This is a genomic window from Pedobacter sp. MC2016-05, from assembly GCF_026239735.1.
Taxonomy (GTDB): Bacteria; Bacteroidota; Bacteroidia; order Sphingobacteriales; family Sphingobacteriaceae; genus Pedobacter.
In genome coordinates, this window is record NZ_JAPIVT010000012.1 from 36,285 (window position 1) to 52,223 (window position 15,939).

Annotated in this window: 14 protein-coding genes; 5 read left to right on the forward strand and 9 right to left on the reverse strand. The window is 37.5% G+C overall.

Annotated features, from left to right (window positions below):
• Positions 1-65 precede the first annotated feature (65 nt).
• The 4 genes from OQZ33_RS15380 to recJ form a co-directional block, all read right to left on the reverse strand.
• Complete coding sequence (locus OQZ33_RS15380) at positions 66-482, reverse strand: hypothetical protein (protein ID WP_265799968.1); 417 nt, start codon at positions 480-482, stop codon at positions 66-68.
• A 3-nt stretch (positions 483-485) separates the two neighbouring features.
• On the reverse strand, positions 486-2,009 hold the full coding sequence (locus OQZ33_RS15385) for a GH3 auxin-responsive promoter family protein (RefSeq protein WP_265799970.1): 1,524 nt from the start codon (positions 2,007-2,009) through the stop codon (positions 486-488).
• Positions 2,010-2,157: 148 nt separating this feature from the next.
• Entirely contained in the window at positions 2,158-2,898 is a 741-nt protein-coding gene (gene lptB, locus OQZ33_RS15390; protein WP_056851974.1) for an LPS export ABC transporter ATP-binding protein, read from the reverse strand.
• A 152-nt stretch (positions 2,899-3,050) separates the two neighbouring features.
• Positions 3,051-4,760 (reverse strand): single-stranded-DNA-specific exonuclease RecJ, encoded by a 1,710-nt coding sequence (gene recJ / locus OQZ33_RS15395; RefSeq protein WP_265799971.1) that lies wholly within the window; start codon positions 4,758-4,760, stop codon positions 3,051-3,053.
• Positions 4,761-4,812: 52 nt separating this feature from the next.
• Here recJ and OQZ33_RS15400 point away from each other — a divergent pair, with 52 nt between their 5' ends.
• Positions 4,813-5,577 (forward strand): MBL fold metallo-hydrolase, encoded by a 765-nt coding sequence (locus OQZ33_RS15400; protein ID WP_265799972.1) that lies wholly within the window; start codon positions 4,813-4,815, stop codon positions 5,575-5,577.
• A 412-nt stretch (positions 5,578-5,989) separates the two neighbouring features.
• Here the strand turns inward: OQZ33_RS15400 and OQZ33_RS15405 are convergent, their stop codons facing one another.
• Entirely contained in the window at positions 5,990-6,562 is a 573-nt protein-coding gene (locus OQZ33_RS15405; protein ID WP_265799974.1) for a YceI family protein, read from the reverse strand.
• 272 nt (positions 6,563-6,834) lie between these two features.
• Here OQZ33_RS15405 and OQZ33_RS15410 point away from each other — a divergent pair, with 272 nt between their 5' ends.
• From OQZ33_RS15410 to OQZ33_RS15420, 3 genes are read left to right on the forward strand one after another with little or no spacing between them, the layout of a single operon-like run.
• On the forward strand, positions 6,835-7,275 hold the full coding sequence (locus tag OQZ33_RS15410; RefSeq protein WP_265799976.1) for an MbcA/ParS/Xre antitoxin family protein: 441 nt from the start codon (positions 6,835-6,837) through the stop codon (positions 7,273-7,275).
• Positions 7,276-7,277: 2 nt separating this feature from the next.
• Positions 7,278-7,730, forward strand: coding sequence for an RES family NAD+ phosphorylase (locus tag OQZ33_RS15415; protein ID WP_265799977.1), 453 nt, complete (start codon positions 7,278-7,280; stop codon positions 7,728-7,730).
• 45 nt (positions 7,731-7,775) lie between these two features.
• On the forward strand, positions 7,776-8,138 hold the full coding sequence (locus tag OQZ33_RS15420) for a glyoxalase (protein ID WP_265799978.1): 363 nt from the start codon (positions 7,776-7,778) through the stop codon (positions 8,136-8,138).
• A 227-nt stretch (positions 8,139-8,365) separates the two neighbouring features.
• Here the strand turns inward: OQZ33_RS15420 and gcvP are convergent, their stop codons facing one another.
• The 4 genes from gcvP to OQZ33_RS15440 form a co-directional block, all read right to left on the reverse strand.
• Positions 8,366-11,242 carry an aminomethyl-transferring glycine dehydrogenase gene (gene gcvP, locus OQZ33_RS15425; RefSeq protein WP_265799979.1) on the reverse strand — a complete coding sequence of 959 codons (2,877 nt, stop codon included), beginning with the start codon at positions 11,240-11,242 and terminating at the stop codon, positions 8,366-8,368.
• Positions 11,243-11,803: 561 nt separating this feature from the next.
• Complete coding sequence (locus OQZ33_RS15430) at positions 11,804-12,367, reverse strand: hypothetical protein (protein WP_265799981.1); 564 nt, start codon at positions 12,365-12,367, stop codon at positions 11,804-11,806.
• Between the two features lie 146 nt (positions 12,368-12,513).
• Complete coding sequence (locus OQZ33_RS15435; RefSeq protein WP_265799983.1) at positions 12,514-13,404, reverse strand: EamA family transporter; 891 nt, start codon at positions 13,402-13,404, stop codon at positions 12,514-12,516.
• A gap of 92 nt (positions 13,405-13,496) precedes the next feature.
• Complete coding sequence (locus OQZ33_RS15440; protein WP_265799984.1) at positions 13,497-14,213, reverse strand: pyridoxine 5'-phosphate synthase; 717 nt, start codon at positions 14,211-14,213, stop codon at positions 13,497-13,499.
• 84 nt (positions 14,214-14,297) lie between these two features.
• Between OQZ33_RS15440 and OQZ33_RS15445 the strand changes: the two genes are divergently transcribed.
• Positions 14,298-15,938, forward strand: a complete 1,641-nt coding sequence (locus OQZ33_RS15445; protein ID WP_265799985.1) for an ArnT family glycosyltransferase — start codon at positions 14,298-14,300, stop codon at positions 15,936-15,938.
• Position 15,939 lies beyond the last annotated feature (1 nt).

Below are 15,939 nucleotides of genomic sequence, written 5' to 3' on the forward strand. Positions count from 1 at the left end.
TGCTTTACAAATTAACGTCCAAAAAAGTTAAACCATATGCTATTTAAATAAATAGTCAGCTTCAATTATTTTTGATCAAACAATAAAAGCAATTTTTTATCGAAGGAAATCGGCACCAGCTTATCATTTGCAGTGTCTTCTTCAAACAACTGCCTTTTTACAGGATCAAAGATGAATCTGGCAATGATGGGCATCCGGTCACGATAGCTTTCGTGTAAGTTAAAATCATAGGTTTTGGAATAGCTTTGGGAAGGATCTGTTTTAGGATTTGGGCTAGATTCTAACATTACACCATAAGATGTTCCTCCATTTTTCTTTATCCTTTCGAACAAGCCTTTAGTAAGTTGTTTACATCTGGGCGAGGTTTCTACAATTTTATAAGCGACTTTTGCTTTCTTACTCTCACTAATCTGGACAAATGTTTTTAAACCTGAAGAGGCCAGAAAAAACAAACTCAATATCAGTTGTTTAGCACTCATCATATTTTAAGCTGCTGATGCGTTCATCATCTCAAGAATATCATCAATATATTTTCGCTCATTGGCCAAACGCGGAACCTTATGCTGGCCGCCCAATTTATCCCGGCTTTTTAACCAATTGTAAAAGGTGTTGGCTGGTGCGTTATGCACTGTAGGCCTACACAAAGCCATATCTTTAAATCGTTTGGCATCATAATCAGAATTTACCTCACGCAAAGTACTATCCATTACATCGATAAACTTTTCAAAGTCGCTTGGTTGTTTGTCAAACTCGATAATCCATTCATGACCTCCGGCTTTCTCACCTTCAAAATAAATCGGACCGGCAGTGTAATCCCTAATTTCGGCACCAGTGGCAAGGCAAGCCTTTGTCAAGGCCTGTTCAGCATTATCTATAATTACTTCTTCGCCAAAAGCATTTATAAAATGTTTCGTACGACCAGTAATTTTTATCCGATAAGGAGAAAGTGAGGTGAACTGAATAGTGTCGCCAATCATATAGCGCCATAAACCACCATTCGTTGAGATTATAATCGCGTAATTTTTATGCAATTCAACTTCACCCAATAAAAGTGCTTTTGGATTATCTTCTCCAATGTTTTCCAGCGGAACAAACTCATAGAAAATACCATAATCAAGCATTAATAGCATTTCATCAGAATCATCCTGATCCTGGATTCCAAAAAATCCTTCAGAAGCATTGTAGGTTTCCAGGTAGTACATTTCGTTGGATGGAATGAGCTGTTTAAACTGCTCACGATATGGGGCAAAATTTACGGCGCCGTGGATATAAACTTCCAGATTTGGCCATACTTCCAATAAATTATTTTTGCCGGTAAGTTCTAAAACCTTCTTTGCCAAAACAATGGTCCAGGTTGGTACGCCTGAAATACTGGTTACATTTTCATGAATAGTAGCCTCTGCCATCCTATCCATTTTTACTTCATAGTTATCCATCAATGCGATAGACATATCGGGAGTGCGGTAAAACTCAGCCCAGATGGGCAGGTTTTTAATCAATACTGCTGATAAATCGCCATAAAAACAGTCTTCATTGAGTTGATTCACCTGATGGCTACCACCAAGCACTAAACCTTTTCCGGTAAACATTTGATTGTCTGGGCGATTATTGCAGTAGATGGAAAGCATGTCTTTACCACCTTTGAAGTGGCACTCTTCCAAACTTTCTGCCGAAACAGGAATGAATTTACTTCTATCGCTTGTAGTTCCAGATGACTTGGCAAACCATTTGATATCTGATGGCCACAAAATATTTTGTTCGCCAGCCAGCATTCTTTCAATAAATGGCTTTAATGTATCATAGTTTTGAATGGGAACCCGTTCCTGGTATTGTTGCGGGGTTAAAATAGATTTGTAATCATATAACTTACCCCATTCTGTATTTTCTGCACTATCAATTAAAGTATGAAACCACTCTTGTTGAACATCGTGTGGATATTTCATAAAAAGCTCGATCTGATGGATCCGCTTTTTCATTAACCAGGTAAAAATTGAATTTACGATTGCCATGCTTTATTTTTTTCCACAGATAAACACAGATCTGGCAATGAACCAGATTTATCATCAATTCTCAAAATACTCTTATTTACGTTCATTTTTTTTCAATGGGATTTCAAATATTAAAAATGTGTCTATCCTATATCTCTGCAGTTAATATTTAAACATCAAATTTCTTGCGTTTCAATACGAAGTTAGACCCTAAATATACTTTCCTTACCATTTCGTTTTCTGCCAAAACCTCCGGAACACCTTGCTCTAAAATTTTTCCTTCGAAAAGCAAATAAGCCCTATCAGTAATGGAAAGCGTTTCCTGTACATTATGGTCGGTTATTAGTATACCAATATTTTTATGTTTTAGTTTTGCAACAATGCTTTGAATTTCTTCCACAGCAATTGGATCTACCCCGGCAAATGGTTCATCTAAGAGAATAAAGTTCGGGTTTGCCGCTAAAGCACGGGCGATTTCGGTTCTTCTACGCTCTCCGCCTGATAATAAATCGCCTCGGTTTTTCCGAACCTTGTGTAAGCTAAACTCATTGATCAATTCTTCAAGCTTGTCTCTCTGTTCTTCTTTGGTCAGGTTACTCATTTCTAGAATGGCAAGAATATTATCCTCAACGGTTAGCTTTCTAAAAACAGAAGCTTCCTGGGCCAAATAGCCGATACCTTTCTGTGCCCTGCGGTACATGGCATCTTCCGTAATATCTTCATCCTCCAAGAAAATGCGACCTTCATTTGGCTTAATCAAACCTACAATCATGTAAAAAGAAGTCGTTTTACCGGCGCCATTCGGGCCAAGCAAACCCACAATTTCCCCTTGACTCACATTAAATGAAACATCGTTTACAACAGTGCGTTGCTTATATTTTTTTACCAGATTTTCGGCTCTTAATATCATTCTTTATCAATTTTTAGATAAAAGAACAAAGATCAATGAATAAAGATTGGGCTGTTCATTCCTCATTCTTAAGTCTTGTCTTTTCTCTTTGATCTTTACTTTTTATTCTTTACGCTTTGCTCCTTTATCCTTGCTCTTTTATCCTTGTTCTTTCATCCCTGCTCCTTTATCTTTATCCCTTTAATATTGAGCTGCAATCGCTTTTTATCTCGCCACACATTTTCTTCAATAGTATAACAAACAGAAAATGGCACTTTTGGTTGTAAGAGATTTTGAAATTCAGCCAGACCAAAACCAATGCCTTCAAAAATAAGTGAATTTTGTTGCTTTATATTTATTTTAAGGTGGTTTGCACCTACTGCCATTGCGACCCGATCTGAGTATACGTTATGTGTAATAAAAATCGGAGCCATGTTTTCAGGTCCGAATGGACCCATTTGCGCCAATACGCGATAAAATTTACCGTCAATTTGAGCAAGATCTATTTCTGCATCAATTCTTATCATCGGTGTTAACAATTCATCAGTGATACTTGAAGAAACAATTTCCTCAAATTTATCGGCAAAAGCGGTAACGTTTTGCTCCTGCATGGTTAAACCAGCTGCAAATTTATGACCACCATATTGGTCGAGTAAATCAGCGCAGCCACTTAACGCTTCATACAAATCGAAGCCTACAACTGATCGGCAAGAACCTGCCACATGGCCGTTTGATTTAGTCAAAACGATTGTTGGGCGGTAATATTTTTCTGTTAACCGCGAAGCTACAATGCCAATAACACCCTTGTGCCAATTTTCGTTAAATACGACAGTGGTTTTTCGGTTAATAAGCACCTCGCTTTCCCCTATTAAAGCCAATGCTTCCCGGGTAATATCCTGATCGTATGTTTTGCGCTCTGTATTTTTCAGGTTTATTAGTTCACTCTGCTCTGAAGAATTTCCATCTACCTGGCAAAGCAACATCGCTACGGCATGTTTTGCATGATCTATACGGCCTGCGGCATTTATCCGCGGACCCAAAGTAAAAACAACATCCGTGATGGTGTAATTTTCAGTTTTACCCGAAACCTCCATTAAAGCCCTTAAGCCCTCACATGGATTGGTATTTAATTTTTTTAACCCATAATAAGCTAAAATTCTATTTTCGCCAACTACCGGAACAATATCTGCGGCAATGCTTACCATTACCAAATCAAGATACTGCAGGTAGGTTTCTGTTGGAAGATGATGTTTTTGAGCATAGGCTTGTGCCAGTTTGAAGCCTATCCCGCAGCCTGCCAATTCTTTAAACGGATACTCACAATCCAATCTTTTTGGATCTAAAACCGCTATTGCCTTTGGCAACTCATCACCAGGTAAATGGTGATCACAAATGATAAAATCGATTCCTAAGCCATTTGCATAATCAACCTTATCGATGGATTTTATACCACAATCTAAAGCAATAATCAGAGAAAATCCGTTCTCATTTGCATAATCGATACCCGCGGTAGAAATTCCATATCCTTCCTGGTACCTATCCGGAATATAGTATTCGATGTTTTTTGTGAGTTGAGAAAAGAAACTAAAAGCCAATGCTACCGATGTGGTTCCATCAACATCATAATCACCGTAGATCAGAATTTTTTCGTGAGTTGCTAATGCATTTTCGATTCTTTCTATGGCTTTATCCATATCTTTCATCAAGAATGGATCGTGAAGATGATTTAAATCAGGCCTGAAAAAATACTTTGCCTGGTCAAAATCACAAACATTGCGTTGAACTAAAATTTGTGAAAGCGATTGATCTATATTGAGTTGTTCTGCTAATTTCTTTACCGTGTCATCATTACAATTTGATGTCAGCACCCATCTTTTTTCCATTATATTTGTTTCCGAACAGTAAATATACTTTTTTAATTTAAATCTCTACATTTTGCAAGTTCATACCTTATTCGAAGGCACCTATTCTGTAGATGCCTCAAAAAAATTCATACCGTTTGATTCATCCATTCACAACTATAAAGATCGCCCGGCTTCGTTGTTTATCAACGTCCAACCTTTTCTGGTAGAACTTAAGAATGATTTAGTCCTTTTTGATACCGGTTTAGGTTTCAGTGATGACCATGGCGAACTGATTTTACACAAAAACATCCGGAATGCTGGGTTTGACCCAACAGATGTTACCAAGGTTTTGATGTCGCATTTGCACTACGATCACTCTGGTGGAATGATTCACAAATTAGGCGATCAAACAGAGCTCAGTTTCCCGGATGCAGAATATGTAATCAATCGTGGCGAATGGGAAACGGCATTTAGCAGTACATCAAGCTCTTACCACACCGATATTTTCGAATACCTGCAACGTAATGCACAGCTGAAATTTGTAGAAGGCGATGGAAATCTGGATGAAACTATTGCATTTGAATTTACAGGTGCCCATTGCCCAAACCACCAGGTTTTTCTATTAACTGAGGGGAATCAGAAAGTTTTTTTTGGAGGCGATGTATTGCCAGAACCTGGAGAACTGATTAAAAACTTCATTGCCAAATACGATTTCGATGGCCGCAAAGCAATGGAATTACGAAAGGAATTTGGAAAAAGAGCTGCTGCTGAAAACTGGGAATGTTTATTTTACCACAGCAAAGATCAGGCTACGGGTTTTGTTGATGAAATTGACGGCGGGTTTAGGATAAGATAATTGAATTGTTATCCGTTGGCTGAAGCCAACGGCAATGAAATGCAAGTCGAAAAAACTAGTCACAGGAAAAGCTTAAAGACCAAAGCTGAAAGCTTAAAAGCTAAAGTAAAAGGATTAAAGCCGGCAAAAACCGCTTGGCAATAAATTTCATTGCAGTGAAAATACTTTTGATTAAACCTATAAGGTTTTAAAAACCTTATAGGTTTGAAAAAGATTGTAGCGAATGGCGGGAATAAACTTTAATAATTATACCGCAATTGCTTTCCAGAACCAAGATAGAATTCATAAAAAGTCTACTACAGGCGTGCAAGGATTGCTTCGTAACTCGCTATGAGGATAACAAAAAAAGGTCCCGATAAAATCGAGACCTTTCTTTTTAAAGTCCTCACTTTCAGAGGAGGGTTGGGAGGTTTTATTTCTTAGCTACTAATTTCACGCCGATTTCGAAGTTATCATCAATTGCTTTGTCGCCAATGCTATCGAAGAAAGATTTTGAACCGTAACGAATGTCATATTTAGTTCTATCCACTAAGATTTTACCAGCTAAAGCAGAAACAGTTCCATCTGCATTTACAGAAATAGTTGCAGGGAAAGTTACTGGTTTGGTAATACCTTTAATGGTTAAGTTACCTGTTACATTGTTTCCAGCAACTTTGGTAATTACGAAAGTTGAAGTTGGATATTTCGCCGTTCCGAAGAAATCGTCTGCTTTTAAGTGACCTTCTAATTTCGCACTGCCATCAGCATCTTTAATAGAATTCATATCGATTGTGAAAGTACCACCTGTTACTTTTTTGCCATCAACATTTAAAGTTCCTGATTGCAAAGCGATAGTTCCGTTGTGAGAACCTGTTACTTTTTTACCAATCCAGGTGATGGTTGATTTTGCTGCATCTACAGTGTAAGTAACTGGTTTAATAGTTGTAAAAGCTGATAATGACACAACTGCAACTAACAAAAGGATGGAAGAGATTTTTAATTTCATGTTTGATTTTTTAATTTATTTTGCAAATATAAGTTTAAGATAGAATGTTTGTTATTGATGTATGTTAACTTTTTCAAAAACGATCGATTTATCTGAAAGCACTCTATTGACTAAGGATTGCACTCGAGGTTTAATTAGTTTATTTTAATTTAAAGTTTTTATTTGATAATAATTTAAAAAAATATTGTATTCGGCTTAAAACACATAAGAAAGAAATTTTTCCCTATATTAAAAGAAATAATTCCGTATATTTAAAACAAACATTTGCATATATGTCGATCGCAACTTTAGATAAAAGACAACAGAAAATTTTAGAGGAGATTCCGACTTTAAATGATTTTTCAAAAATTTATTTCTACACCGTACAAAGTAAATTTGATAATGATTTTGTCAAAACTTTAGATAGTATGATCGGACTTAATGATACTATCTTATCTGATTGGTTAAGCATTACACCAAGAACATTTAGGAATTATAAAAAAAATACCGATTTAATACTAAAAGGCAATATTAAAGAACACATTGTATTAATTATTTCATTATATAAACACGGCATAGAGGTATTTGGAGATACCGATAATTTCGAGAAGTGGCTCTCTATGAAAAACCACTTATTGGATAATAAAGCTCCAACTTCATTTCTAGATACTGTTTCAGGGATAAAATTTATTGATAACAGATTGTCGGCTCTTGAATATGGTGAAAATGTTTAACTATGTTAATTTATAACATTAGAAAAGAAAAATACGCCAATAGGTTGGTTGCGTCTGGTATTGCAAACAGATGGAATAGAGATGATGAGTTTATAATCTATACAGGCAGTTCCATAGCATTATCTGCATTAGAATTGATTGCCCATCGAAGCGCAATTAATATTGATCATCAATACAAACTCTTATCGATTAAGGTAAATGCAGATAAAGGTGATGTTTCAGAAATCCAATTAAAGAATTTACCCACAGATTGGAAGAGCGTGAAATCTTATCCTCGACTACAGGAGATTGGGTCTGACTGGTACAAAAATAATAAGAGCTTATTATTGAAAGTTCCATCCGCATTGGTTCAAAACGAGTACAATTATTTAATAAATACCAAACACCCTGATTTTTTAAATAAGGTAGCTATATATTCAATTGAAAATTTTGAATGGGATAATAGATTACTTTAGTTTAAACTTCGTTTGAGGCCGTCAATTAAATATCAAAATAAAACCATGAATCACAGCGCAAAATCACTTCGACCATTTATTGGAGCTAAAAATTTCGAAACGTCAAGAAAATTCTACCGCAATCTTGGTTTTGAAGAAGTAACTCTGGGCGAAAGCATGTCGGTTTTCAAAAGCGGCAACCTCGCTTTTTATCTACAAAATGCCTACGTTAAAGATTGGATAGATAACACCATGATTTTTATGGAGGTGGATAACGTGAATCAGTTTTACAATGAACTTTCAGCGCTTGATTTACCTGCGAAATATGAAAATGTAAAGCTAAGTCCAATCAGAATTGAAAGCTGGGGAAGTGAATGTTTCCTCCACGATCCATCGGGGATTCTTTGGCATTTTGGGGAGTTTAGTTAACTTTTTTATTTCACAATCAAAAGTCGTCTTTTCGACTGAACGTAGTGAAATGGAGAAATCTTTTCACATAGGTTTAATTACAAAAATTTCTCGCCTTCACTCGAAATGACGGGCAAAAAAAATCTGCAAGCTGTATGAAAATGAATTCATAAAACTTGCAGATGATTTATCTAATTAGATTGCCACGTTGGCTGAAAAAGCCTCCTCGCAATGACGAATAGTGAGCGTTACGGCACTATTTCTTCCAAATAACTTTCTACCGGTGGGCACGCACAAATTAATGATCTATCGCCATGGCTATCATTTACACGACCAACTGATGGCCAGAACTTGCGTTCCAACACATAAGGAAGTGGAAAAGCTGCTGTTTGGCGGCTGTAAGCGTGTCCCCAATCGTTGGCGGTAATTACAGCAACAGTATGAGGTGCGTTTTTCAATGGATTATCAACCTTATCAAAAGTTAAATTTTCAACCTGATCTATTTCTTTTTTAATCGCGATCAGTGCATCACAAAAACGATCTAATTCATGTTTAGGCTCCGATTCTGTAGGTTCAACCATTAACGTACCTGCAACCGGGAATGAAACCGTTGGGGCGTGGAAACCATAATCCATTAAACGTTTGGCGATATCAGTAACTTCAATTCCGAAAGCTTTGAATGAACGACAATCTAAAATCATCTCGTGTGCACAACGACCCTGAGCACCTGAATAAAGTACTGGGTAGTGTTGCTCTAAACGAGCTTTCATGTAATTGGCGTTTAAAATCGCATATTTAGTCGCATTGGTTAATCCCTCAGCACCCATCATAGCGATGTAAGCATGAGAAATAATCAAGATCGAAGCTGAACCCCAAGGTGCAGAAGAAACCGCAGAAATCGATTTTCCTTTGTCGATATCAACCACAGCATGACCAGGAAGATAAGGAACCAAGTGTTTCGCCACACCAATTGGGCCCATACCTGGACCGCCACCACCGTGAGGGATACAGAAAGTTTTGTGCAAGTTTAAATGGCAAACATCGGCACCAATATTAGCTGGGCTAGTTAAACCAACCTGTGCATTCATGTTTGCACCATCCATATAAACTTGTCCGCCGTTAGCGTGGATCGTTTCACAAATTTCGATGATGCTCTCTTCGAATACACCATGAGTTGATGGATAAGTCACCATCAAACAAGATAAATTGTCTTTATGTAACTCTGCTTTTGCTTTTAAATCTTCAACATCAATGTTACCATTTTCTAAAGATTTCACAACAACGATTTTCATATCAGCCATTGCTGCAGAAGCAGGATTTGTACCGTGAGCAGATGCAGGAATTAGCGCAACGTTACGGTGGAAATCGCCTCTATCGTGGTGATAAGCACGAATAACCATTAAACCTGCATATTCACCTTGAGCACCAGCGTTTGGCTGTAAACTCATCGCAGCAAAACCGGTAATCTCACTTAACCATTTATCAAGCTCGTTAAAAACCGAATAGTAACCCAAAACCTGATCTGCTGGAGCGAATGGGTGAATACGACCAAAGTGAGACCAGGTTACCGGAATCATTTCTGCAGTAGCATTCAATTTCATAGTACAACTTCCCAAAGCAATCATCGAGTGGCATAGCGATAAATCTTTCGCCTCTAATGATTTGATGTAACGCAACATTTCATGCTCTGAATGGTGCGAATTGAAAATTGGGTGACTTAAGTACGCTGAAGTACGTTGTAAAGCTGATGGAATTACGGTTTCAACATTTTCTACTACCTCAACCTGATCAGCAGCAACTGCTTTTACTTTAGCGAAAATTTTAGCAATTAATGCAACATCTTCAAAAGCAGTGGTTTCATCGATAGAGATGGTAGCCACGTTACCCACATAATTCAAGTTGATTTCGTTATCTAAACAACCTGAATGAATGCCACCTTTTAAGTCCCCTAAATCGAAACGAATGGTATCGAAATAAGCTGAATTTAATTGCTCGTAACCTAAACTTTTTAACGTTGACGCTAAACTAACCGCCAAACCATGCGTACGTTCTGCAATGGCTTTTAATCCTTTCGGGCCGTGATAAGCTGCATAGAAGCCAGCCATAATCGCCAATAATGCTTGCGCCGTACAAATGTTCGAAGTTGCTTTATCTCTACGGATGTGTTGCTCGCGGGTTTGCAAAGCCATACGTAAAGCATAATCGCCGTGGCTATCGATGGTTACACCAATAATACGACCTGGGATTGAGCGTTTATATTCTTCTTTAGTTGCGAAAAATGCTGCGTGTGGACCGCCAAAACCCATCGGAATACCGAAACGTTGCGTTGTACCTACCACGATATCAGCACCCCATTCGCCTGGAGGCGCTAATAAGGTTAAGCTTAAAATATCAGCTGCAACCGTTAATTTAATATTTTTATTGTGTAATTCAGAAGCAAAGTTTTTGTAATCGAAAACTTCTCCATTACCTGCGGGATATTGAACAATCGCACCAAAGAAATCTTCGGTAGCTACGAAATCCAAATGATGGCCGATGACTAATTCAATACCGTAAGGATTAGCTCGGGTTTTTAAAATATCTATCGTTTGAGGAAAAACTAAATCTGAAACGAAATACTTCTTTGCAGCTTGATTTTTACGCGTACTGTATTGCATAAACATCGCCTCTGCCGCAGCCGTACCTTCGTCTAAAAGTGACGCATTGGCAATTTCCATTCCGGTTAAATCGATTACCATCGTTTGGAAATTTAATAACGCCTGTAAACGACCTTGTGCAATTTCGGCCTGGTATGGTGTATATTGGGTATACCATCCTGGATTTTCAAATACGTTACGTAAAATTACACCCGGGGTAATGGTATCATAATAACCCTGTCCAATAAAGCTCTTGAAAACTTTATTTAACAATGAGGTTTGTTTTAAAGTACCCAAATATTCAGTTTCTGAATTCGCCGCAGGCAGATTTAATGGTTGTTTTAACCTAATTGCCGTAGGAACAGTTTGTTCAATCAGCTCATCAATAGAATTTACGCCAACAGCTTGCAACATTTCAGCAGTATTTGCCTCATTTGGTGCAATATGACGATTTTGAAAATCTTCCTTGTAGTGGATATTTAAGCTCATGCAGGTATGAATAATAATTTGCTGCAAAGGTAGGAAAAACGATATTGTATTTTGCTATATATCAGTGTAAAAAAGGTGTCTTATTTACGCTTAAAGGCGACAAAATCGGTAGATTTTAAATTTGTATTTAATGACAAACGTTTGTTCATTCAAGAAGAAATTTCATTTAGTTGGAAAGCAGTAACGCTACAAAATTAAAGTTTGTTCCCGCCATTTGCTACAATCTTTTTTCAGGTTTTCTGTTATGCTGAGGCACGAAGCATCCCTGCCTACCGCAGGCAGGTGTTTCATCGCTTGCAGATGCTTCGTACCTGCCATTAACGTTTTTAACTTTCCGTCTTTGATTGCCTGCGGCAGGCAGGCGATCCCGATTCTTTATCGGGAGAAGCTCCCGAGGAATGCCTTTGGCACAATCTAATTTCTGGAGTTATTTTCTTAAATGAGATTGCTTCGTGCCTCGCAAGGACGACCGTCAGCAAGTCCGGAAAGCTCGCGAGCCGAATTTATCAGGCAAAACAGAGGCTGAAATAAATTCAGCATGACGACTTATAATTCATTTCCTTACTTCTGCACTTTCCAACCTTCATCTTTACTCAACTTCAACTTGTAAGTCTTCGTAATGAAGTTGCTGTTTTTATTGGCGTCTTTATCAAAAGGTTCAAAATCGGTAGTCACCATTTTTAAGGAAACGGTAACCTTAGCTGTGCTCGAATTTACCTGTTCAAAATTTACCGGCTTTTCATCTGCTAAAACATAGGTAACGGCTTTAACAGTAGCTTTATCGGCATCTTGTTTCAAAACCAGCGGACTAGCTTTATCAGTTAAAGTTATTTGATATACGAAACTGCTATCTTTAGAAAGGAACTTCTTTTTCGCTTCTTTTAAATTCAAAGTTACCAATCCTTTACTTGCTAATGATTTGTATTTCCCTAACTCAAACATGTCATTCGTGCTGTTAAACTTAATTTGTCCAAAGTTGAAACGAATGGTTTTATACTCAGGGTTGGCTTTTAAGTAATCTGTAATCACTTCTCCCGCCTCATCTTGATTGATGGTTGTTTTAGTTTTACATCCGGCGAAGCCGATAATTAGAAAAGAGAGAATATAAAGAATTTGCTTTTTCATGTTTTTGTTTTTGCTTTTTAAAGGTATTTATTTTTTATTCTAACCGCAAAGAACACTAAGTTTTTCGCAAAGGAAGAGAAGTAAAAATTTGAGCACCCAGATTTGTAATCTTTGCACCTTGTCTTTGCGTCCTTTACGGTAAAACATCAACGTCTCTTCAAATACTTCAAATTGGGCAACACCATTGCCGACAAGATGACACACACGCCTACCCAACGCAATAATGAAACCTGTTCTTGCAGCACAAAGCCAGCCATCATTACCGCAACAGGCAATTCTGCTGCACTTAAAATTGAGCTCAACGCTGTTCCAATGCGGGGAACACCTTCAGCATAAAATAACGGTGGAATTACTGTTCCGAAAAAGGCAATAATAAGCCCCCATTTAAGCAAAGTTCCGTTTAATGCGCCATTAAACAGAAACGCAGGTGGAAACAGGATAAAGATCAAAATACATGCTCCAGTAATCATTAATGCACTTTTCTGCAGTGGTGGATACTCGTTTCCGATTCTTCCGCTTAACATTAAAAAGCCCGCATAACATACTGCAGCGAGCAAACCAAAGCCGATACCTTTGTAGCTCAAACTTGAAATAGTTGTTTCTAACATACCACTTGCTAAAACTGTTCCACCCAAAACCAAAAGGATCGCTAAAAACTGTAATCCCGTCGGCTTCTTTTTGTAGATGATAAACTCCAGTAAAATACTCATCCAAATAAATTGCATGAGCAAAATGATAGCCACTGAGTTTGGCACAAGTTTAACTGACTGATAATAGAAAATACTTACCAAACCTGTACAAGTTCCAGCTAGAATCATCTTCCATTTAGGTGTAATTAGCTTTATTTCTTGTGCCTTATACTTTGAAGTCCTGCTTTGAAAGGAAAATAAAACCCAAAGAATTACTGCACCAAAAAATGCCTGCGCACCGGTAACATCTCCGAGAGAATATCCATCGTGATAGGCCAATTTTACAAAAGTAGAAAGGATACCGAAACTGCAGGCACCAAAAAAAACAAGGAGAATTCCTTTTAACATGTTACGGGTATAGAAATAATTTTGAGTGAAGGTTTAATTTGTCAGGTGTTTTTTTTTGCCAAGCCAGCCAACTCAAAACCTTTAACTCGTAACTAAGCGAGTTGTTGTAAATATTTTTGAACTGTAGTTTCTAAACCCAAATAAAGCGCATCGCTAATTAAAGCGTGACCAATGGAAACTTCCAATAAACCAGGAATGCTTTGGGCAAAGTAATGAAGGTTGTGCAAATCTAAATCATGACCAGCATTTATTCCTAAATCTAATCTATTTGCGTGGTGTGCAGCTGCGATGTAGTTAACAATTGCTTTTTCTCTATCAGCGTAATAATTATGAGCATAAGCCTCGGTGTATAATTCGATTCGATCTGTACCTGTTTCTGCAGCTCCCTCAACCATTTCAACTACCGGATCAACAAAAATGGAAACGCGAATGCCTTCTTTTTGAAAAACCGAAACCATCTCTTTTAAATACTCTCTATGTTTTATCGTATCCCAACCGTGGTTAGAAGTAATTTGTCCTTCGGCATCGGGCACTAATGTAACTTGTGCCGGTTTATTAGCCAAAACAAGATCAACAAATTTATCTTCACGGCAATTGCCTTCAATATTAAATTCAGTGGCAATAACCGCTTTCAAATCGTAAACATCCTGGTAACGAATATGGCGTTCATCTGGGCGTGGATGCACCGTAATTCCTTGTGCACCGAAACGTTCACAATCTAAGGCAACTTTCACTAAGTCAGGATTATTACCTCCACGACTGTTCCTTAAGGTAGCAATTTTATTGATGTTTACCGATAACTTTGTCATGCAACAAAGATAAGGCTTTGGCTTTGTTAATCTTTAAAGGTTCAAAAAAATTGACTTATTTTTACTCATATTTGCTTTCAGTAAATGAAATCGAAAGACATCACTCTATATAAAATTCTAATCGGAATTATTACTGTAATCAGTTCGCTGGCACTCTTTGGTGGGATTATTGAACCGGATTCTGCGCTATATGCATCAATAGCCAAAAATATGGTTTTGCGTGATGATTGGATTAACATCTACGTTCGCGGTGCAGATTGGCTTGACAAACCGCATTTAACTTTTTGGCTGGCAGCAGCCTCTTTCAAAATTTTCGGCATCAATGCCTTTGCTTATAAGCTGCCTTCGTTTTTGTTTGGTTTGCTCGGAGCAGGTTATCTCTATAAGTTGGCGAAAGACATTTATAACCATAAAACGGGCTTGATAAGTGCGGTAATCTTCCTAAGTTCATTACACATCTTAATATCAACTTTTGATGTAAGGGCCGAAGTTTACATTACAACATTTACTTTGGCAGCGATTTACCATTACTACAAAGCACATTTAGGGTCTTTCTGGCATATCGTTTTTGGTTCACTCTTCGCTGCATGCGCCATCATGATCAAAGGAATCTTTGTTTTGATTCCGGTTTTTGGTGGTTTTATCCTTTATTGGCTCATCACCAAACAATATAAAGAGTTATTAAAACTGAAATGGTGGCTTGCGATAGTGCTAATTCTAGTTTTCATCATTCCCGAACTTTACACCTTGTATGTGCAGTTTGATTTACATCCAGAAAAAATTGTATTTGGAAAAACGGGAGTTTCGGGATTAAAATTCTTTTTCTGGGACAGTCAGTTTGGTCGCTTTTTTAATAACGGACCAATAAAAGGCAAAGGCGATATCTCATTTTTCTTACACACCACCATTTGGGCTTTTTTACCTTGGTCTATCTTACTTTATACTGCGGTAATTAATCTTTTCAAAAAGAAAAACAGAGTTTCTTTGCCCCCCGAAAGTATTATAATCTGGACAAGTGCCGCCATCACTTTTCTGCTTTTTTCACTGTCCAAATTTCAATTGCCACATTATATATTGATTGTTTTGCCACAATTTGCCATGATCACGGCCTTGTATTTACAGAAACTAGAAGGAAAGAGTCTGAAAATATTTCTCGCCGCTCAAACGGTTTTGGCAGTTTTAATTGTAGCGATATTAATCTGCGTTTCGATACTTTTCAAATTCGATTACTTCTTCGTTGCAAACGCCCTGCTAGTCGTTTTGCTATTTTTATCTGTATTATTTTTTCGAGGATTAAAAATTGAAACCATCATTGCCAGAAGTAGCGTGATCTCCATTGGCTTGATGATTTTTCTTTCAGGTTTTTTTTATCCTGCTTTACTCAAATATGAATCGGGAATGGAAGCAGGCATTTGGCTAAAGGAAAACTACCAGAATGCTAAACCTGCAGTATTGATGTATCCTGATGCTTATTCTTTTGATTTCTATGCAAATGGAGAACCTCAGTATTTTTGGGATTTTGAGACATTGAACAAACATAGGACAGATAAGAACATGGTCATTTATGTTTGGGAGCCGGAAATGGAGCGATTGAAAAAGGATTACAATACGCAAATCCTCAAATCATTTGAATACTTTCACATCACAAAACTGACGGGAAAGTTTATTAATTCTAAAACACGCCCTCAGGTTTTAGAACGTTTTTATCTGGTAAGAATACAATAGC